Source organism: Streptomyces sp. WAC03905, from assembly GCF_057371075.1.
On sequence record NZ_JBXYDZ010000003.1, the window covers coordinates 426,087 to 445,068 of the forward strand.

The window sequence follows — 18,982 nt, forward strand, 5'->3', positions numbered from 1 at the left end:
ATGGCGAATCCACAGCCCCAAGGAGGCAGGCATGCACGATCCGGGCAGGAACGGCGACGACGCGTTACGCCGCGCGGACACCGAGCGGCCCCGCCGCATCAGCCGCAAGTCCGTGCTGCGCGCGGCCCTCGCGGCCACCGCGGCGGTCCCCGCCGCCCTCATCGGCGGCCCGGCACTGGCCCGCACCCTCACCCCGGACGCCGGGCCCGTACCCCTGACCCCGGCGTGCGACGACGGCGACCACCCCACTCCCGAGCAGACCGAGGGCCCCTACTTCAAGCCTGCTTCACCCGAGCGCACCAGCCTGCTGGAGCCCGGCATGCCCGGCACCCGGCTGACGGTGACGGGCTACGTCTTCGGCCGGGCCTGCCTGCCGGTGGCGGGCGTCCTGCTGGACTTCTGGCAGGCCGACGCGAACGGCGCCTACGACAACGTCCGGTACCGGCTGCGGGGTCACCAGTACACCGACTCTCGCGGCTCCTTCGCGCTGAGCACGATCGTCCCCGGGCTCTACCCCGGCCGCACCCGCCACGTCCACGTCAAGGTGCAGGCCCCGGGCCGTCCGGTGCTGACGACACAGCTGTACTTCCCGAACGAGCCGCGCAACAACACCGACGCGATCTTCGACCCCCGGCTGCTGATGACCGTGCGGGACGCCGGTGGCGGGCGCGAGGCGGCCTTCGACTTCGTCCTGGACCTCCCCCAGGACCCCGGCCCGGGGCCCACCCCGACGGGCACCCCACCGACGGGCGGCGCGTGGACGGCGGGGACCGCCTACCGGGCGGGCGAGCGGGTCGTGTACGGCGGCCGCAGCTACGTCTGCCTCCAGCCGCACACGGCGCAGCGGGGCTGGGAGCCCCCGTCCGTACCGGCGCTGTGGCGGGCGGCCTGATCCCTGGGCCGCACGGGCCCCGGACCGGGCGAACCGGACCGGGGCCTTCGGGGTGCGTCAGAACTGGACGACCGAGCGCAGCACTTCGCCGCGTTCCATCCGGGCGAAGGCTTCCTCGACCCCGTCGAGCGGGATGGTCTCGGAGACGAAGGCGTCCAGGTCCAGCCGTCCCTGCAGGTAGAGGTCGATCAGCAGGGGGAAGTCGCGCTCCGGCAGGCAGTCGCCGTACCAGGAGGACTTCAGGGCGCCACCGCGGCCGAAGACGTCCAGGAGCGGGAGTTCGAGCTTCATCTCCGGCGTCGGCACTCCGACCAGGACCACCGTCCCGGCGAGGTCGCGCGCGTAGAAGGCCTGCCGGTAGGTCTCGGGGCGGCCCACGGCGTCGATGACCACGTCGGCGCCGTTGCCGTCGGTGAGGCCCTGGACGGCCTTGACCACGTCGTCCGTGCGCCCGTTGACGGTGTGCGTGGCGCCCAGGCCGCGGGCCCATTCCAGCTTCCGGTCGTCCAGGTCCACCGCGATGATCTTCGAGGCGCCGGCGAGCCGGGCGCCCGCCACGGCCGCGTTGCCCACTCCCCCGCAGCCGATGACGGCGACGGAGTCGCCCCGTCCGACGTTGCCGGTGTTGAGGGCGGCGCCGAGACCGGCCATCACACCGCAGCCGAGGAGGCCGGCGGCGGCCGGGGAGGCGGCCGGGTCCACCTTGGTGCACTGGCCGGCGGCGACCAGGGTCTTCTCGGCGAAGGAGCCGATGCCGAGCGCCGGGGACAGCGGGGTGCCGTCCTCCAGGGTCATGGGCTGGGTGGCGTTGTGGGTGGCGAAGCAGTACCAGGGGCGTCCCCGCTTGCAGGCCCGACAGGTGCCGCACACCGCACGCCAGTTGAGGACGACGAAGTCACCGGGGGCCACGGAGGTGACGTCCGGGCCCACGGACTCCACGACGCCGGCGGCCTCGTGACCGAGCAGGAAGGGGAACGCGTCGTTGATCCCGCCTTCGCGGTAGTGCAGGTCGGTGTGGCAGACCCCGCAGGCCTGCACCCGGACGAGCGCCTCGCCCGGTCCCGGGTCGGGCACGAGGATCGTCGTCGTCTCCACCGGTGCGCCCTTGCTCCGGGCGATGACCCCTCGTACGCGATGCGTCACGTCGTACCCCGTTCTGATCGGTTCGGTCTGGATCAACGAACGTACACGGACGGCACCCGGTAAGGGAGTTGTGTCACGCTTCGGCGCGCGACCCGGCCAGATCCGGCGGTACGGCGGCCCGAAGGGCCGCGCCGAAGGCCGCCACGGCCGGGTGGGTGCCCGCTCCGCTGCGGAAGGCGAGGTTGGTGCGCCGCTGCATCGCCAGCCGGGTGAGGTGTACGGACGGGTCGGCGGGTCCCGTGGGCGCGGCTCCCGTGATCCCGAGCTGGGGTACGACGGCCACGCCCTGGCCGGCCGCGACCAGCGCGAGCACGGTGGCGAACTCGTCCACCTGGTGGCGCACCCGGGGCGTGAAGCCGGCGGCCTGGCAGGCCCGCACGGTCATGGCGTGGCAGAGGGTGCCGGGGGTGGCGGTGATCCAGGGCGATCCGGCGTGGGCGCGCAGGACCGCGTCCTGCTCGGGCGCGGGCACCCGGGGCGTCCCGGGCACCCCGGACGCCTCGGGCGTCCCCGGCGTCCCCGGCGTGCCCGGCGTCCCCGACACCCCCGGCGTGCCCGCGGCGGGCTCGGCCAGGTACATGGCCTCGCCGTACAGGGGTTCGGTGGTGAGGCCCGGCTCGCGCTCGGCGGGGACGAAGTCGTAGGCGTGGACGAGGGCGACGTCCAGGTCGCCGGCGCGCAGGGCGTGGGCGACCGCCGCCGGATCGGTCTCGCAGACCATCGGCTCCAGCCCCGGATGGCGGCGGGCGAGGGCCACCAGGGCGGCCGGGACGATCGCGCGGGAGGCGGTGGGGAAGGCACCGATGCGCAGGGCTCCGGCCAGGCCGCCGCGGGCCTCGGCGAGGTCGGCGTCGGCCTGTTCGAGCCGTTCCAGGACGGCTTCGGCGTGCCGGACCAGGTTCTGCCCGGCCGGGGTGAGGCGGACCCGCCGCCCGGTGCGTTCCAGCAGGGGCAGGCCGGCCTCCCGCTCCAGCACGCCGAGCTGCTGGGACACCGCCGAAGGGCTGAAGGACAGGGCCTCGGCCACGGCGGCGATGGTGCCGCGGCGGGCGAGTTCGCGCAGCAGGCGCAGGCGTCGTACGTCGAGCATCGGCTCAGCTTACGGTTGGGGTAAGGAACGTGAACTGGATTCGCCGCTAGGGGCGGGCCAGGCTCATCGGCATGGCACACGACACGACAGACCGCACCGCAGGCCCGACCCCGCGGGGCGTCGCCGCGGGTACCGCCCCGCTGCACGGGATCCACGTACCGCTCGTCACCCCCTTCGCGCCGTCCGGGGAGGTGGCCGCCGGGGCCCTGGAGGCACTCGCCCACGAGGTCCTCGACGCGGGCGCCGCCGGGATCGTCGCCCTCGGCACCACGGGCGAGGTGGCAGGCCTCGACGGGGCGGAGCGTGACCTCGTCACCGGCGTGTGCGCCCGGGTCTGCGGCGAACGCGGCGCCGTGCTGACCGTCGGAGCGGGGGCGCCGGGCACCCGGGCCGCGGAGGCGTCGCTGGCCGGGCTGGCGCGGTGGCCGCAGGTGGGGGCGGCGCTGGTCACCGTCCCGTCGTTCGTACGGCCTTCGGCGGCCGGGGTGTTGGCGCACTTCGAGCGGCTGGCCGCGGTGAGCCCCGTACCGCTGGTCGTCTATCACGTGCCCCACCGGACGGGGCAGCCGCTGGACGCCGCCACGCTGAGGGCCCTCGGCTCGCTGCCGGGGGTCGTCGGGGTGAAGTACGCCGTCGGCGCCGTCGACCACGACGCGGTGGACCTCCTCGGCGACCGGCCGGCCGGCTTCGACGTGCTGGCCGGGGACGACGTCCACGTGTCGGCGATGCTCGCGCTGGGCGCGTCGGGCGGGATCCTGGCCTCGGCGCACCTGGCGACGGACCGGTTCGCGGAGCTCGCCGCGGCCTGGCGGGCCGGGGACGCGGTACGCGCCCGGCCGCTCGGCCACGCCCTGGCCGGCCTGTCGGCGGCGGCCTTCGCCGAGCCCAGTCCGGGCGTCGTCAAGGGTGTGCTGCACGCCCAGGGCCGCATCCCGGCCCCCGACGTACGGCTCCCCCTGCTGCCTGCCTCGAAGACGGCGGTGGCGACCGCCATCGAGCGGCTGGAGGCACTCCCCCCGGCGCTTTCCGCGAGGGCGTGAGGGAGGCGGGCGCGCCGGAAAGGCTCCTCTATGGGCGAATTGAACCCTAAGCGCGTGTCGCCCGAATGAGACCAACAGAGAGCGGACTTGCCCTGATTGACCACCGGCCCGTCACCCCGTGATGTCAGTCACGCGGAACAGGTCAACATCATTTCCCGCCCCAGGCCGATTCCCTTTTACCGGAAAGGGAATCGGCCTTTTCGCCGCGATGTCCACAAGGTCATTTCCGGGGCGGATAGCGGGATGTCGATCTATGGGCGGAATTCGGGGCTTGTTCACGCCCGGCGGGCTCACCTACGGTCACCTCACTCCAGGTGGCGCGCTGCCGAATACGGCGCTGCGAACCCGGGTCTCCCGTCCCCCCACGTGAGGAATTCCGCCATGCCTGCAAAGGGTAAGCACCGTCGGCCGAAGCAGAACCCGATCACCCGCAAGCTGGCCCTTGCCGGCACAGGCGGTGCGGCCCTCACGCTCCCGCTGATCACAGCGACCACCGCGGGTGCGGCCGGGACGGGTGCTCCGACGGCCGCGACGACCACCGTCACCGCGGCCACCGCCGTCACCGCGGTGACGGCCCCTCCCACCACGTATTCCGTGGTCGCGGGCGACACCCTTTCGGAGATCGCCTCGGACCACTCCGTCAGTGGCGGATGGAGGCAGCTCTACGAGGCGAACCGCGCGGTCGTGGGCGACAACCCGTCGGTCATCCGGCCCGGCATCAAACTGACCCTCGGCTCCCAGGTGAAGGCCGCCACGGCGGTCAAGACGGCGGCGAAGACGGCCGCCGAGCCGGCCTCCGCCTACCCGAACAATCTCGACGGGTGGATCCGCGAGTCCCTCGCCGTGATGGCCAAGCACGGCATTCCCGGCAGCTACAACGGAATTCACCGCAACGTCATGCGGGAATCCTCGGGCAACCCCAGGGCGATCAACCTCTGGGACATCAACGCCCAGAACGGAATCCCCTCCAAAGGCCTGCTCCAGGTGATCGACCCGACCTTCAAGGCCTACCACGTACCCGGTACTTCGCTGGACTCCTACGACCCGGTGGCCAATATCACCGCGGCGTGCAATTACGCGGCCAAGCGCTACGGCTCCATCGACAACGTCAACGGCGCCTACTAGCAGCACGGTTCCGTCACCCGGAGGCGGCCGGACGGCGCCGGAGCTCGTCCGGCGCAACGTCTTCCACGTGGGTCAGGAACACCCACATGTGGCCGAAGGGGTCCTTGAGGATGACGGTGCGGTCACCGTGGAACATGTCCTTGGGCGGCTGGACGATCCGGGCGCCGGCCGCCTCCGCACGCTCCGTCAGGCCGTCGACGTCCGGCACGAAGACGTGCAGCGTGACGGAGGTGCCTCCGCCGAGCGCGCTCGGCGCGGCGAAGGACGCGGCCTCCGCCTCGGGCAGGCCGGCATCGCCCAGCATCAGGGTCGACCGCCCTATGGTGATCTCGGCGTGGAGGATCCCACCGCCAGGAACGTCGATCCTGAAGTCCTCACGGGCGCCGAACGCCCGCTGGTAGAAGTCGATCGCCGCAGCGGCGTCATCGACCATGATGTGCGGTATCACGGCGTGGCGGTAGCGGTCGGGGATCCCGCTGTGGGCTGTGCGCTCGGTCATGGCGTACCTCCGGGGAAAGGCGCCGCCGATCGGTTCCCGCGGCTCCGGTAGGAACCCAGGAGCCCAACCCTGGTTGAGGTCAAGCGTCGGGGGCCCCGCCCGGCGGCCCGGAGGCTGCGGACCCTGTCCGGGCGGTGTGGGGCCGGGTGGCGGCGCGCAGCAGGATCCGCAGGGGTGCGACGGCTCCGTAGCCGACGTCCCGGCGCAGGGCGCCGACACCGGCCCGCTCGACGGCGGTCAACTGGTGCGCCATCAGGTCGGCCATGGTGGCGATGACGGGGCGCAGGCCGGGCTCGACGAGGTCCAGGAGGTCGTGGGTGGCGTCGAGGGCCGCCCGGGCACGGCGGGTCTCGTCGGCGAGGAGGGCCCGTACGGCAGGGGTGTCACGGGCCGCCTCCAGGTCGGCCCGGGTCACGGAGTGCTCGTCGAGGCGGGCGCGCGGGAGGCAGAGCCGGCCGTCGACGAGGTCGCCGTGGAGGTCGGCGAGGAAGTCGACGCGCTGGGCGGCGTCGACGAACCGCCGCCAGCCGGCGGCCTGTTCCGGATCCGGGCCGCCCTGGTACTGCAGCCCCGTGAAGACCAGCACACCGGGCCAGGCGTACGCGTCGAGGTAGGCCTGGTAGTCCGCCTCGTCGGCGAAGCCGTCGAAGGCGGCCTCCGCGGTGGCGGCGCCCGCGAGGAAGCGGGACACCCAGTGCCCGGGCAGGCTCCGGGAGTCCACCGCGTGGGCGTAGGCCCGCAGGACGGGATCGGGGCTGTCGCCGGTCCTGAGGGCGGTCCCGACGCCCTCGGTCAACGCGGCGAGACCCTCGGCCCGTTGCTGCGGCGTGCCGGTCTCGGCGATGTCGTCGACGAGGTTCATGAAGGCGAGTCCCGCGGCGAGGGCCGGCACCAGGGGCGGCGCGGCGAGCAGGCGCAGTGCCAGGTACGGCGCGGGTTCGCGCCGGAGCACCCGGCGGGCGGCGTGCGTGTAGTCGTCCCGCAGCCGGGTGCCGGAGATCCCGGCCTTCGTGAGGGTGCTGCGCCAGCTGGGCACGGTGGATCGGTCTCCTCGGTGTACGCCCGAACGGGGCGGGGACGGGGACGGGGGCTGGGGCCGGGGCCGGGGCCGGTGACCCGGGACGGGCACGGGCCGCAGGGGTGCTCCGGCGGATCCTGGCCGGACGCCCCGGGTCCGCCGGACACCCTCTAGAGGGCGTAGACCTTCCTGAGGCTGCCGTCGGTGCCCCACAGGATGTAGCCGCCGCGCCCGTACTCGTCGCTGAGGTAGGTGCGGACGGCGGGGACCTGGTCCATCATCCAGGGGTCGATGATGACGTGGCGGGAGGTCGGCTTCTCGACCTTCAGGTCCTTCTTCGCCCGCTCCAGCATGCCGGGCAGCGCGTCCCAGTTGACCGTGGCCATGTCGATCAGCGGCTCGCCCTCCTCGACCGTGCCGTCCGGGCCGGTGCGGCTGGCCACGCCGTCCCGGTACTGCCAGGAGTCGACGGTCTCGGCGCCGGCGGCCGTCGGGATGGAGGCGAGGATGTAGCCGTCGTAGAGCGTCATGTCGACGAAGGTGGTCGTCCCCGTCTGCTTCTTGAACGCCTCCAGGGCGGTGCGGACGTTCCCCGGCGTCATCATGCTGCCGCGGGGCGCGTCCGCCTGCTGCGCGCTCGCCTTGGCGGACGGGGCCGAAGAGGCGTCCCGCGTACCGGGGGTGGCGGCGGAGGCGACGGCCGGGCGGGTCGCGGCGCCGCCCTTCGCGTCGTCGTCGCCGGAGTTCCCGTCGGGCAGCAGCTGGACGATCCCGACCACGCCGGCCGCCAGGACGGCCGTGAGCGCGGCTCCGATCAGGGCGGGGCGGCGGCGCGGGCCGGCGGTCACCGGTACGGGCCTGGTGGTCGCCGCGTACGGGGAGCCCCCGGAGGCGTAGGGCGAGGGGGTGTGCGTGTGCGGGCCGGGCGGGGTGCTGGTGGGCGCGTACGGACCGAACTGCCCGTACGGGCCCGGCACGGCCGGGGAGGCGACGGGCGGGGAGGCGACGGGCGCCGCGCCCGAGCCCGCACCCGGGCCGGCACCGGAACCGGAACCGAGAGCGGCGCTCGCGTCCCGGAGCAGTTGTTCCAGCTGTGCCCCGTCGGGCCGCCCGGCCGGGTCCCGTACGAGCAGCCGTTCCAGTACGGGGCCCAGCGGGCCGGACCGCACCGGCGCCGGGATGGGCTCGTCGAGCACGGCGACGACCGTGGCCAGGCTGGTGGCCCGGCGCAGCGGGTTGGTCCCCTCGGCGGCCACGTACAGCAGCATGCCGAGCGACCACAGGTCGGAGGCGGCCAGCCCCTCCTCGCCGCGGACCCGCTCGGGCGCGATGTACTCCGGCGAGCCGATCAGCACGCCGGTCGCGGTGAGCCCCGTGGAGTCGTGGAGCGCGGCGATGCCGAAGTCGGTCAGCACGGCCGAACCGTCCGGGCGCAGCAGGACGTTGGCCGGCTTCACGTCACGGTGGAGGATCCCCTCGGCGTGCGCGGCGCGCAGCGCGGACAGCACGTCGAGGCCGAGCCGTACCGCTTCCGCGGGCGGCAGCGGGCCGGATTCGAGGCGGTCGTGGAGAGAGCCGCCCCGGACCATCTCCATGACGATCCACGGGTGTCCGTCCACGCCGTCCGGCGGTTCGACGATGTGGTGGATCGTCACGACGTGGGGGTGGGCGAGGCGGGCGAGGGCGCGGGCCTCGCGGACGGCGCGTTCACGCATCTGGTCGGCGAGGCCGGGCTGGGCGGCGGCGGTCGCCGGGTCCGGCGGGCGTACCTCCTTGAGCGCCACCTCGCGGTGCAGGGCGATGTCGCGCGCCCGCCAAACGGTACCCATGCCGCCGCTGCCCAGGGGCGCAACCAGTTCGAAGCGCCCGTCGATCAGCTGTCTGCCGGCCTCACTCGTGTCCATGGCGGATCATCGTAGGCGCCCGCACCGTCAGCAGCGTCGCCGGTCCACCGTCACCGTTCCCTGGACGGTGCCCACCGTGCGGTCGTAGCACCCTCCGGGCACCTGGGACCCGTCCAGCCGGTGGCGGGCGGTCGTGGTCGCGACCGCGTGGCGCTGGTCCCGGGGGACGTTCGCGGTGTAGGTGGCGTCGCCCGTGTACCGGTCGTCGAGCCGGAGGGTGCCGAGGGTACGGCCGCCGCGCAGGGTCACGGTGTCCGCCCGGTCGCCGAGGGAGAGGACCGTGCGCAGGCGGTCGCCGGCGCCGAGGGTGGTCTCGCCGTCCATCGTGTAGGTGCGGTCGGTCCGGGTGGTGGTCGGCCCGTGCGTCACGCTCTCCTGGTCGGTCCAGCGCGCGGTGAGCGCGTCGAGGTTCTCGCCCTCGGTCCAGCGGTGGGCGGAGGTGTGGTGCACGGAGCGGACGACGGTGGTGGCGACCCGCCCGTGGGAGGTGTCGAGGTGTCCCGCGACGGTCAGGCGGTGCGCGCCCTCGGTGTCCACCCGGTGCTGTCCGCCGGGGGCGGCGGGCGTCCAGCGGGAGTGGCCGGACGGGGCGCCCTCCTCGTGCCGGGTGAGGGCGCCGGTGACGACCTGGCGGGCCTCGTCCTGCCACAGCAGCAGGTTGGTGGGGGTGCTCCAGCCGCTCTGCCCGGCGGGCAGCCCGGCGACGCCGACCTCGATGCGGTGCGGACGGCCGTCGTTGAGGAGGGCGGCGTAGGGCGTGAGGTCGTAGCGGATCGGCTGCACGTCGAAGGCGCGCGGGCCGGGGGTGACGTACCAGAGGAACGGGTTGGACCAGCCGCCGGTCCATACGGTGGGGAAGGGAGCGGCGATGCCCGCGAGCCGTCCGTCGACGGAGACCCGGACCTCGCGGTGGGGCCCGTCGGCCGCGGGGCAGGAGTACGGGGCTCCGGCGGGAGTGGTCAGGTACCAGTACTCCTCGCAGCCGCCGCCGGAGCCGGTGGCGTACACCTCGGCGAGCAGCCGTTCGGTGTTGCGGGGGGTGGTGACCAGCGGGGTGGTCAGCGGCAGGACGCGGTCGGGGGTGTCCGGTGCGCGGGTGCGGCCGTCGGCGGCGTAGAAGGTGAGGGTCACCGTGACGTCGATGACACCGGTGTAGGTGTCGTCGACGACGTTGCCGATGAGCATCTCGACGGGCTGCGGGCGGGTGAGGGTGTCGCGGTAGCGGGTGACGTCCTTCTCGACGGACCAGGTGATGCCGTCGGGCGAGGGCTGCGGGGTGGAGGTGCGCAGGATCTCGACACCGCCCAGGGAGAGATGGCCCAGGCGGTCGTACTGGCGGCCCTTGACCTTGCCGTCCAGTCGGAGCACCACGGCGGCCCAGTCGGCCGGCCCGCAGCCGGTGGGGGGTGCGTAGTCGCCGCGGTAGGGGGTGAAGTCGCGGAACTGCGCCTCCGCGAGGGTCACCCGGCACGAACGGGTCGCGGGTTTCGGGACGGGTGGCGCGGCGGTGAGGGGGTCGTGCCAGTCGGTGCCGAACTCGGCGGGCGGCGGGTCGGCCGCGGGACGGCCGTGCGCGGGTCCCGTCGGCGGCGGGTCGGCCGCGGGACGGCCGTGCGCGGGTCCCGTCGGCGGCGGGTCGGCCGCGGCCAGGCCGTGCGCGGGTCCCGCGGCGGTCAGGGTGCCGACGGCGAGTGCGGTCGCGCCGAGCAGGCCCGTGATCCTGAGTCGTCTCATGGCCCGGCAGTGAAACCCGTCCCGCCCTCCGCCTGCCAGGGCCGCCCCCGGCCCCTGGCTGATTCAGGCGGGCAGGACGACCACGCCGTCGTCGTCAGCGTGGACGGTGTCTCCGGGGCGGAAGGTGACGTCGCCGATGGTGACGGGCTCGTCCACGGCGCCCGCGCCGGTCTTGCCGCTCTTGCGGGGCACCGTGCCCAGGGCCTGGACGCCGAGGTCGAGGCCGCCGAGGGCGACGCTGTCGCGGACCGAGCCGTTGATGATCAGCCCCGCCCAGCCGTTGCGTTCGGCCGCGCCCGCGATGACGTCGCCGACCAGGGCCGTGCGCGGCGAGCCGCCGCCGTCCACGACGAGGACGGCGCCCTCGCCCGGCGTGTGGAGGAGTTCGCGCAGGAGGGCGTTGTCCTCGTGGCAGCGGACGGTCCGCACGGGGCCGGCGAAGAGCCGGCGCCCGCCGAACCGGCGGAAGCCGGTCGTGCAGATGCCGAGGTCTTCGCCGTACTCGTCGTACAGGTCGGCGGTGGGGACGGGGGTGACGCTCATCTCGGTACCGGTTCCTCGCTGCTCGTTGCCGTACTTCGCCGTGGTGCGGCCAGGGTAGTGGGACCCGCCGCGGCGTGCCCCGGGGGCGGGCGCCGGAACGGACAACGGCCGGAACCCGACGGGTCCGGCCGTGAACCGCAGGAGGAACGGTGCGGAGTAACGTTTCTGCGCAGTCGCGCGCGGACTCCCCGATCAGACGGGCACCCGCCCCCCGGGGACGGCCAGCTCGGCCGCGCCGCTCAGACCGGCACCGGCCGGGGACCGGGTCAGCAGGACCACGCCGCGCGCCGCCACGAGCGCTCCGGCGGCCGCCAGCAGCAGCCCCGCCGGGCCGCCCTGGAGGCGTTCGCCGAGCAGGACCGCGCCGATGGCCGCCGCGGCGAGGGGGTTGGCGAGGTTCACCACCGCGAGCGGGGCGCCGAGGCCTCCACCCCGGTAGGCCCGCTGTGACAGGAGCATCCCGCCGACCGCGAACACGACGACGAGCAGGGCCACCGTGACGACCCGGACGCTGAGGAGGGAGCCTCCGCGCCCACCGGCGACGGCCACGGTCTGGGTCAGCGCGGAGGCCACCGCGGAGGCGAGTCCCGAGGCGGTGGCGTGCCGCAGCCCCGAGCCCGGTTCCTTCGCCGCGGTCAGAAGCGAGATCACGGCGATGGTGGCTCCGGAGACGGCCAGCGCCTCGACCAGCGTGAGGGTGTCGTCGGGGGCCGGCCCGGAGGCGGGGAGCAGCAGCAGGCCGAGCCCGGCGACGGTGGCGAGGGTGCCGCGCCATTCGGTGGCGGCCACGTGGCGGCCGGCCCGGCGCGCCCCCATGGGGACGGCGGCGACCAGGGTGAGCGCGCCGAGCGGCTGCACCAGCGTGAGGGGCCCGTACCGCAGGGCGGCGGCGTGCAGCAGGGCGGCGGCCGCGTTCAGTCCGGCCGACCACCACCAGACGCCGGAGCCCAGCAGCGCGCCGGCGCTGCGGGCCACGCCGGCGCGGGCGAGCCGCTCCTGGGCGACGGCGCCGGCCGCGTAGGCCACGGCCGAGGCGAGGCAGAGCCCGACGGCGAGGAGGGTGTCGTTCACTGCCCCGCTCCCACGGTCTCGGCGGTGCTCTTCCGGTGCGGCAGGACGGGTACGGCGGGTTCCTCACGCGCCGTCGGGGCCGCCTGCACCGCCGGCACCACTTGTCCGGCCCGTACTTCCTGCCCGGCCGCTGCGGCGTTCCCCGCGCCGGTGTCCACGTCCGGGTCTGCGGGCTCCGGCGCGGCCGCGCGCGGCCGCGGGACCAGCAGCAGCGCGATCCCCAGCAGCACGGCGGCGACGATCGCGTCGAGCCAGTAGTGGTTGGCGGTGCCGACTATCACCAGGAGGGTCACCAGCGGGTGCAGCAGCCACAGCGGGCTCCACCGCGACCGCTTCCCGCCCCGCGTCGCGGCGATCACGCCGATGGCGAGCATCAGCGCCCACCCGAAGTGCAGGGAGGGCATCGCGGCGAACTGGTTGGCCAGCGTGTCGGCGTCCGGGGCGGCCCGGTACACGGTGGGCCCGTAGACCTGACCGGTGTCGATGAGTCGCGCGACGGGGAGCATGCGCGGAGGTGCGAGGGGATAGGCGAGGTGCAGGACGAGCGCGGCTCCCGTGAGCACGGCGAGCACCCGGCGGGTCCACAGGTAGTGCGCGGGATGCCGGACGTAGAGCCAGATCAGGAAGAGCGCGGTGGCGGGGAAGTGCACGACCGCGTAGTAGGTGTTCGCGGTGGTCACGAGGGCTTCGCCGTGCAGCAGCAGCCGCTGCACCGCCCCCTCCCCGGGCATGCGCAGGGCGCGCTCGGCGTCCCAGATCCAGTCCGCGTTGCGGAAGGCCTCGCCGGTGCGGTCGGTCGAGAGCAGCCGGCCCGCCTTGTAGACGGTGAAGAAGCCCGCGACGAGCAGCAGCTCGCGTATGAGGCGTCGGCGAGCGGCTCTCGGTCCGGCTGCCGGCGGCCCGGCAGGCGTGGTGTGGGCGGTCATCCCCCGGTCTCTCTTCCTGTTGCGCGCACAGCGACACGCCAGTGTATCGATACATTGGCGTATCGATACGCTGGTGTACCGATACGGTCGCGTTCCCGTACACTTCCTGACGGAACCCGTAGCCGAGGCGCCCCCGAGGAGAGCCGCAACCCATGACGTCGACGCCGATCCCCGCGCGCCGCTCCAAGATCACCCCGGAGCGGGAGCAGGAGTTCTACGACGCCGTCCTGGACCAGCTGCGCGAGCACGGCTACGAGGCCCTGACCATGGAGGGCGTCGCCGCCCGCGCCAGCTGCGGCAAGTCCACGCTCTACCGGCAGTGGAAGACCAAGCCCCAGCTGGTCGCCGCTGCCCTGCGCTCCGCCCGCCGGGGCACCCTCGCCGCGGTGGACACCGGGACCCTGGCGGGCGACCTGCGCGAAGCGGCCCGGATCGCGGCCGGCACCTCCAACCGGGACACCCGGCTGACGCAGGCCCTCGGGCACGCCGTGCTCAGCGACGAGGCGCTCCAGGCCGCCCTGCGCGAGGCCCTGGTCGAACCGGAACTGGCCGCCTTCGACGCCATGGTGGGGCGGGCCGTCGAGCGCGGCGAGATCGCCGCCGACCATCCCGCCGTGGAGTTCCTGCCGGCCCAGCTGATGGGCGTCCTGCGCATCCGGCCCGTGCTGGAGGGACGCTACGCGGACGCCGACTACCTGGTCCGGTTCGTGGAGGCCGTCATGCTCCCGGCCCTGGGCCTCGCGCCCGGCCACCCCGCCCGGCCGGTAACGGGCCGGACCCCCTGATCCGGTGGGCTGCCGTCCCGGTGACCGGACGGCGGCCCGCCCGCGCTGCCTCGTGGGGACGGCGGCAGCGCGCCACCCGGACCGGGCGGCGGCCACTCACCCGAGTGGCCGCCGCCCGCTCTGAGCGGAACCTCGGCGCCGCCCTGTCCGGGCGGAGCCTCGGCGCCACCCGGCCCGAACGGCCGTGCGGCGGTCTCGACCGCATTCAGCGGACCCCGCCCATGGCGCGGGCGAACTCCTCCGGGTCGGTGTCGAAGCCCGCCAGTCGTACGCCGAACGACCAGGCGCCCGAGGCGTCCCGGGTGAACTCCGCGACCGTGGCGGCGGTAGCGGCCGGCAGGCCCGCGAAGTCGCCCTGGGCGAGGTCGGTGTGGCCCTCCCGGATCCGGAAACCCGTCCCGGCGACGTCGGCGAAGGATTTGGCACGCCGTCCGCCCCCACCCGCCGCGGCGCCGGCACCGGTGTCCTGGATGACCACGCCGATCACCACGCGGCCCAGTTCCGGTGCCATCCGGTCCAGTTCGAGCGTCATGACCTCGTCGAAGCCGAAGCCCTGACCGGTGTGGCTGTCGCGGTTGAGGTTGATCGTGCCGTCCGGCGACCGGCTGCCGAAGTGCACGAGCTGGACGGGGGTCCCGTGCGGATCGGCGGCCGCGTAGACCGCCGCGACGAGGTCGAGGTCGTTCGCGGGAGTGCCGGCCGGGCTGGGGTCCCACCGCAGCGCGACCTCCACCTTCGCCAGTCCCTTGCGTACACCGGTCACCGAACTCCCCCTTCGTCTGCGGGTACTGCCCGCCCATGATCCCACGGGGACCCCGCGCCGGCCCGAACGGCCGTACGTTCCCGGCCAGTCGGGCCGGTGCGGCCCCGCTCCCGGCGCCTCGGGCGTCGCCGCCGCTACCAGTCTCCGTCCTGTACGGGTTTGCCCGGCCTCGGGGCGTTCCCGAGCGGCTTGACCTGCCCGGGGGCGGGTTCCACCCACGGAGCGTGGTCGTCGCCGAGCCACTCCCCCACCGGCTTCACCGCGCCGAGGGTGTCGGTCGGCGCCAGGTCGGTGGCCGATTCGTCGTAGTAGTCGAACCAGGGCAGCCCGGCCTTGGTGTAGGCGGCCCGGTCGACCGGCGAGGGCGGCGCCTCCTCCCCGGTGATCGCCCGCCACGCGGGCGGGGGCACCAGGTGCACGAAGACCCGGGCGGCCGGCTCATCGGCCCAGTCGGAGAGCGGGCGCTCGTCCCGGTAGACCTCCTGGCGCATGCTGCCGCCGACGCCGAGCCCCATCGCGGGGGCGGCGGGCGGACCCGACCTGCCGGGAGCCGCCGAACGGGGTGCCGGGGCGCCTCCCGGGGCGGGCGGGGCCATCATCGGGGCGGGGACCGGGCCGCCGAAGCCCGCGCCCATCGGGGCCTGCGGGGGCGGAGCACCGTAGAGCCCCTCGGCGCCCGGCGGCGGGGGCGGCGCCAGGCGGGCCCGCTCGGTGCGGTGCCACTGCGCCAGGGCCTCACGGCCCAGTTCGAACGCCTGGAGCTGTACGCCTCCGGTCGTCTCCTCGCCCGTGACCTGCCCCTCGACCGTCGCGCCCAGCCCCAGCGGCACGGCGACGAACTGGCGCACCGTCCCGTCGCCGGAGTTGATGCCGTCCAGCCAGGGCTGGCGGGGCAGCACCACGTAGTTCTGCGGGCTGCGCGCCAGCCTGCCGCTCCACCGCTCGCCGGAGACCGCGCAGACCTTTCCGACGCCGACCTGGAGCGCCGCGGGGGTCCTGGTCCCGCCGAAGCTCAGCCACATGGCCTCGCGCAGGTACACGGGCAGCATCACGCCGCCCTTCGCCAGCCACTCCGGCGGGACGGTCCCGGGATGGTCCTCGACCCGGCGCAGAGGGAATTCCCCCAGCCCCGGCGGCAACGCGTGCGTTCCGGATTCGGGCAGGCGCAGGGTCCGTATGAACCGGATCTGCACCCCTTCTCCCAAAAGCAGCGCATTTCCGTCCACCCGTACCGAACCTGTTCCCACGCCCGCCCCTTTCTGCTGGTGAGACCCGGTTTCGCCGAAGAAATTACGGTCGAGCCGGATCGTTATCCTCAAGTTTCGCTCAAATGTAGTGACGCTAAGGGCGCCCTCTTCCTAGCTTCCTCGTACACATGTCTCGACGTGTCGTACGTCCCCGCGGTTCCACACGCCCGGCGATCCCGGTGACGCGTACCGCGTTCCCCCAGGAAAGAGTGCAAGCATGAAGGTTCCCCAGGCCGGCGCGGTCGCCGCAGTGATCGCCCTCGCCCTGACCGCCTCCGGGTGCGGCGGCGGAGAAGAGGACCAGGGGACCCTGTCCATCGGCATCAAGTTCGACCAGCCCGGTATCGGAATGCGGGAGACCGGCGGCACCTTCACCGGTTTCGACGTGGACGTGGCCACCTACGTGGCCAAGCAACTCGGTTACAAGCCGGACCAGATCGAGTTCAAGCAGGTCCTCAGCAACGACCGCGAGCTGCTCCTCCAGTACAACGAGGTCGAATTCGTCGTCGCGAGCTACTCGATCAACGACAAGCGCAAGGAGAAGGTCGATTTCGCGGGCCCGTATTTCGTGGCCCACCAGGATCTGCTGACCCGCGCCGACGACTCCTCCATCACCAAGGCCGAGGACCTCAACTCGAAGACGATGTGCTCGGTGACGGGTTCCACTTCCGCCGAGAACCTCAAGAAGAACCTCGCCCCGAAGGCCGCCCTGCTGGAACTCGGCGGTTACTCGGACTGCGTCGTCGCCCTGCAGGAGGGCCGCGTCGACGCGATGACCACGGACAACGCGATCCTGGCCGGGTACGCCGCCCGCAAGGGCAACGAGGGCAAGTTCAAGCTGACGGGCCAGAGCCTCAGCAACGAGAACTACGGCATCGGCGTCAAGAAGGGCGAGAAGGAACTCCAGCGCAAGATCAACGACGCGCTGAAGAAGATGGTCCAGGACGGGTCCTGGGAAGCGGCCGTGAAGAAGAACTTCGGCCCGAACTACAAGTACGAGCCGGCTCCGGCGATCACCACCGGCAGCTGACCACCGTCGCCCGCGTGGCGGCGCCCCCGTGCGGGGCGCCGCCACGCGTCGTCCGCGCCCGCTCGGGGCCGGAGGGCCGGGCCGGTCAGACCACCGGGGCCTTGCCGCGCAGGACGGTGAGGAACTCCCGCATCCAGCTCGCGTGGTCGGGCCACGCGCGGGCCGAGACCAGGGTCCCGTCGACCACCGTCTCGGCGTCCTCGAACGCGGCGCCCGCGGCCTTCATGTCCAGCTCCAGCGCCGGGTAGGCGGTCACCCGGCGGCCGGTCAGGCTTCCGGCGGCGGCGGTGACGAGCGGGCCGTGGCAGATCTGCGCGATCGGCTTGTCGGCCTCCGCGAAGGCGGCCAGGATCCGCCGCACCTCGGGGTCGTTGCGCAGGTACTCGGGCGCCCGTCCGCCCGGGACGACCACGGCCGCGTAGTCCTCCGTCACGACGTCCGGGAAGGCCAGGTCGGCCGGCCAGGTGTAGCCGGGCTTCTCGGTGTAGGTGTCGAAGCCATCCTCGAAGTCGTGGACCACGAAGCGCAGTTGCTTCACCTGCGGGGCCGCGATGTGGACCTCGTACCCCTCCTCGCGCAGCCGCTGGTAGGGATACAGCACCTCCAGCGACTCGGCCGCGTCGCCGGTCACGATGAGGATCTTCACTGCCATGGGCTGCTCTCCAGACAAGGCGGTCGGCAAGACGGTTCGAGGCGGTTCGAGGCGGTTCGAGGCGGTGCGCGATCGGGCGGCCCCGCCGGCGGGCCATCGCTACCCTGCCCGCGACGGTCGCGGCCCACACCCCGGCTTCCACGTCCCCGACACATCTTTTTTGCCTGATGGGCACATGACAATGCCATCCTCGCTGTGCCACCCGATCCCCCGCCGAATCCCCGGGCGGGGACGGTGCGTACGGAGAGGTACCCCCCACCCGATGAGAATCTCGCGCCTGACCCCCTGGGCGGCCGGCCTCGCCGCCGTCGCCCTGGTCGCCGTACCGGCGGCCGCGTCCGCCGGCCAGGACGGCACGCCGGCGGCGCCCCGGACCCCCGGGGCCGCACCCGCCGCGGCCGCCTCGTACGACGCGTACTACGCGCCCGCCGAGGGCAAGACCGGTGCCGCCCTGAAGGCGGCCCTGCACGGCATCATCAAGACGCAGTCCAAGGTCGGCTACGACGGGGTGTGGAACGCCCTGACGACGACCGACGAGGACCCGGCGAACCCGAACAACGTCATCCTGCTCTACTCCGGCCGCTCGCAGTCGAAGTCCACCAACGGCGGCGGCGCCAACGACTGGAACCGCGAGCACGTCTGGGCCAAGAGCCACGGCGACTTCGGCACGGCCACCGGTCCCGGAACCGACCTGCACCACCTGCGGCCCGAGGACGTCACCGTCAACAGCACCCGCGGCAACAAGGACTTCGACAACGGCGGCAGCCCCGTCGGCGAGGCACCGGGCAGCCTGACCGACGCCGACTCCTTCGAGCCCCGCGACGCGGTCAAGGGTGACGTCGCCCGCATGCTGCTCTACATGGCCGTCCGCTACGAGGGCGAGGACGGCTTCGCGAACCTGGAGCTGAACGACAAGGTCAACAACGGCTCGGCCCCGCTCTTCGGCCGGATCAGCCTGCTGAAGCAGTGGAACCGGGCGGACCCGCCGGACGCCTTCGAGCAGCGCCGCAACCAGGTCATATTCGACGTGTACCAGCACAACCGCAACCCGTTCGTCGACCACCCGGAGTGGGTCGACTCCATCTGGTGACGTCGCCCGGCGGCATCGGCGTCCTCCGGGGGTTGACGCGTGTCAGGCCGGGTATTCGCAGCCCACAGGCTGCGATCCGCGCCCGGCGGCGGCAGCCCGCGGAGGTGCGTCGTGATGGACGGAGCCGGACTTTCCGATCGCGAGCAGCGCGCCCTCTCGGCGATCGAGGCGGAACTCAGGGCCGACCGGGCCCTCGACCGGATGCTGCGGTCGGGGCGCCGGCGGCGGCGGGCCGCCTGGGCCGGGGTCTGGGCCGCCACGACGGCGGCGTTGTTCGTGGCGGCCTCGGTGACCGTGTCCGAGGTGCTGCTCTGGGGCTGCGCCGCCGCATGGGTCCTGACGGTGGTGACGGCCCTGCCGCCCGCCGTCGAGCGGGTGCGGCACCACAGCAGACGGGTCCGGGCGCGCGCGGAGGCGTGAGGGGCGGAGA

The 18,982-nt window shown here is 73.8% G+C and carries 18 protein-coding genes and 1 pseudogene; 7 read left to right on the forward strand and 12 right to left on the reverse strand.

Features of this window, described 5'->3' with window-relative positions:
• Positions 1–31: 31 nt before the first annotated feature.
• On the forward strand, positions 32–892 hold the full coding sequence (locus AC2RP6_RS04845; protein ID WP_486445006.1) for a dioxygenase family protein: 861 nt from the start codon (positions 32–34) through the stop codon (positions 890–892).
• Positions 893–949: 57 nt separating this feature from the next.
• Here AC2RP6_RS04845 and AC2RP6_RS04850 read toward each other — a convergent pair whose 3' ends face one another.
• Complete coding sequence (locus tag AC2RP6_RS04850) at positions 950–2,035, reverse strand: S-(hydroxymethyl)mycothiol dehydrogenase (protein ID WP_486445007.1); 1,086 nt, start codon at positions 2,033–2,035, stop codon at positions 950–952.
• Between the two features lie 73 nt (positions 2,036–2,108).
• Positions 2,109–3,125, reverse strand: coding sequence for a LysR family transcriptional regulator (locus AC2RP6_RS04855; RefSeq protein WP_486445008.1), 1,017 nt, complete (start codon positions 3,123–3,125; stop codon positions 2,109–2,111).
• 71 nt (positions 3,126–3,196) lie between these two features.
• On the opposite strand from AC2RP6_RS04855, the gene AC2RP6_RS04860 reads away from it, so the two are divergent.
• Both AC2RP6_RS04860 and AC2RP6_RS04865 read left to right on the forward strand, forming a co-directional pair.
• Entirely contained in the window at positions 3,197–4,165 is a 969-nt protein-coding gene (locus AC2RP6_RS04860; protein WP_486445009.1) for a dihydrodipicolinate synthase family protein, read from the forward strand.
• Positions 4,166–4,546: 381 nt separating this feature from the next.
• Positions 4,547–5,290 (forward strand): LysM peptidoglycan-binding domain-containing protein, encoded by a 744-nt coding sequence (locus tag AC2RP6_RS04865; protein WP_486445010.1) that lies wholly within the window; start codon positions 4,547–4,549, stop codon positions 5,288–5,290.
• 13 nt (positions 5,291–5,303) lie between these two features.
• On the opposite strand, the gene AC2RP6_RS04870 is transcribed toward AC2RP6_RS04865, so the two are convergent.
• The 7 genes and pseudogenes from AC2RP6_RS04870 to AC2RP6_RS04900 all read right to left on the reverse strand — a co-directional run bounded on the left by AC2RP6_RS04870 (position 5,304) and on the right by AC2RP6_RS04900 (position 12,985).
• The gene (locus tag AC2RP6_RS04870; protein WP_486445011.1) at positions 5,304–5,789 is read right to left on the reverse strand and encodes a VOC family protein; all 486 of its coding nucleotides are present in this window, start codon (positions 5,787–5,789) and stop codon (positions 5,304–5,306) included.
• Between the two features lie 79 nt (positions 5,790–5,868).
• Positions 5,869–6,825, reverse strand: a complete 957-nt coding sequence (locus AC2RP6_RS04875) for a phytoene/squalene synthase family protein (RefSeq protein ID WP_486445012.1) — start codon at positions 6,823–6,825, stop codon at positions 5,869–5,871.
• Between the two features lie 152 nt (positions 6,826–6,977).
• Positions 6,978–8,711: a serine/threonine-protein kinase gene (locus AC2RP6_RS04880; RefSeq protein ID WP_486445013.1), complete on the reverse strand. Its 1,734-nt coding sequence runs from the start codon at positions 8,709–8,711 to the stop codon at positions 6,978–6,980.
• Positions 8,712–8,738: 27 nt separating this feature from the next.
• Positions 8,739–10,256, reverse strand: a pseudogene (locus tag AC2RP6_RS04885) (peptide-N4-asparagine amidase); the annotation flags it as partial.
• Between the two features lie 252 nt (positions 10,257–10,508).
• Positions 10,509–10,988 (reverse strand): ribonuclease E activity regulator RraA, encoded by a 480-nt coding sequence (rraA, locus tag AC2RP6_RS04890; protein ID WP_486445014.1) that lies wholly within the window; start codon positions 10,986–10,988, stop codon positions 10,509–10,511.
• A 192-nt stretch (positions 10,989–11,180) separates the two neighbouring features.
• Complete coding sequence (locus AC2RP6_RS04895; RefSeq protein ID WP_486445015.1) at positions 11,181–12,059, reverse strand: DMT family transporter; 879 nt, start codon at positions 12,057–12,059, stop codon at positions 11,181–11,183.
• On the reverse strand, positions 12,056–12,985 hold the full coding sequence (locus AC2RP6_RS04900; RefSeq protein WP_486445016.1) for a phosphatase PAP2 family protein: 930 nt from the start codon (positions 12,983–12,985) through the stop codon (positions 12,056–12,058). Before AC2RP6_RS04900 ends, AC2RP6_RS04895 begins: the two co-directional genes overlap by 4 nt.
• Before the next feature lie 152 nt (positions 12,986–13,137).
• On the opposite strand from AC2RP6_RS04900, the gene AC2RP6_RS04905 reads away from it, so the two are divergent.
• On the forward strand, positions 13,138–13,770 hold the full coding sequence (locus AC2RP6_RS04905) for a TetR/AcrR family transcriptional regulator (protein ID WP_486445017.1): 633 nt from the start codon (positions 13,138–13,140) through the stop codon (positions 13,768–13,770).
• Between the two features lie 205 nt (positions 13,771–13,975).
• Here AC2RP6_RS04905 and AC2RP6_RS04910 read toward each other — a convergent pair whose 3' ends face one another.
• Together AC2RP6_RS04910 and AC2RP6_RS04915 are read right to left on the reverse strand one after the other, a co-directional pair.
• Positions 13,976–14,533: a TerD family protein gene (locus AC2RP6_RS04910; protein ID WP_486445018.1), complete on the reverse strand. Its 558-nt coding sequence runs from the start codon at positions 14,531–14,533 to the stop codon at positions 13,976–13,978.
• Between the two features lie 134 nt (positions 14,534–14,667).
• Positions 14,668–15,780 (reverse strand): hypothetical protein, encoded by a 1,113-nt coding sequence (locus tag AC2RP6_RS04915; protein ID WP_486445019.1) that lies wholly within the window; start codon positions 15,778–15,780, stop codon positions 14,668–14,670.
• Between the two features lie 217 nt (positions 15,781–15,997).
• Between AC2RP6_RS04915 and AC2RP6_RS04920 the strand changes: the two genes are divergently transcribed.
• A complete protein-coding gene (locus AC2RP6_RS04920; protein WP_486445020.1) occupies positions 15,998–16,810 on the forward strand; it encodes a glutamate ABC transporter substrate-binding protein in 813 nt (270 codons plus the stop codon).
• 85 nt (positions 16,811–16,895) lie between these two features.
• Here the strand turns inward: AC2RP6_RS04920 and AC2RP6_RS04925 are convergent, their stop codons facing one another.
• A complete protein-coding gene (locus AC2RP6_RS04925) occupies positions 16,896–17,462 on the reverse strand; it encodes a DJ-1/PfpI family protein (RefSeq protein WP_486445021.1) in 567 nt (188 codons plus the stop codon).
• A gap of 262 nt (positions 17,463–17,724) precedes the next feature.
• On the opposite strand from AC2RP6_RS04925, the gene AC2RP6_RS04930 reads away from it, so the two are divergent.
• Both AC2RP6_RS04930 and AC2RP6_RS04935 read left to right on the forward strand, forming a co-directional pair.
• On the forward strand, positions 17,725–18,552 hold the full coding sequence (locus AC2RP6_RS04930) for an endonuclease I family protein (protein ID WP_486445022.1): 828 nt from the start codon (positions 17,725–17,727) through the stop codon (positions 18,550–18,552).
• A gap of 114 nt (positions 18,553–18,666) precedes the next feature.
• Positions 18,667–18,972, forward strand: a complete 306-nt coding sequence (locus AC2RP6_RS04935; RefSeq protein WP_486445023.1) for a DUF3040 domain-containing protein — start codon at positions 18,667–18,669, stop codon at positions 18,970–18,972.
• Positions 18,973–18,982: the final 10 nt, after the last annotated feature.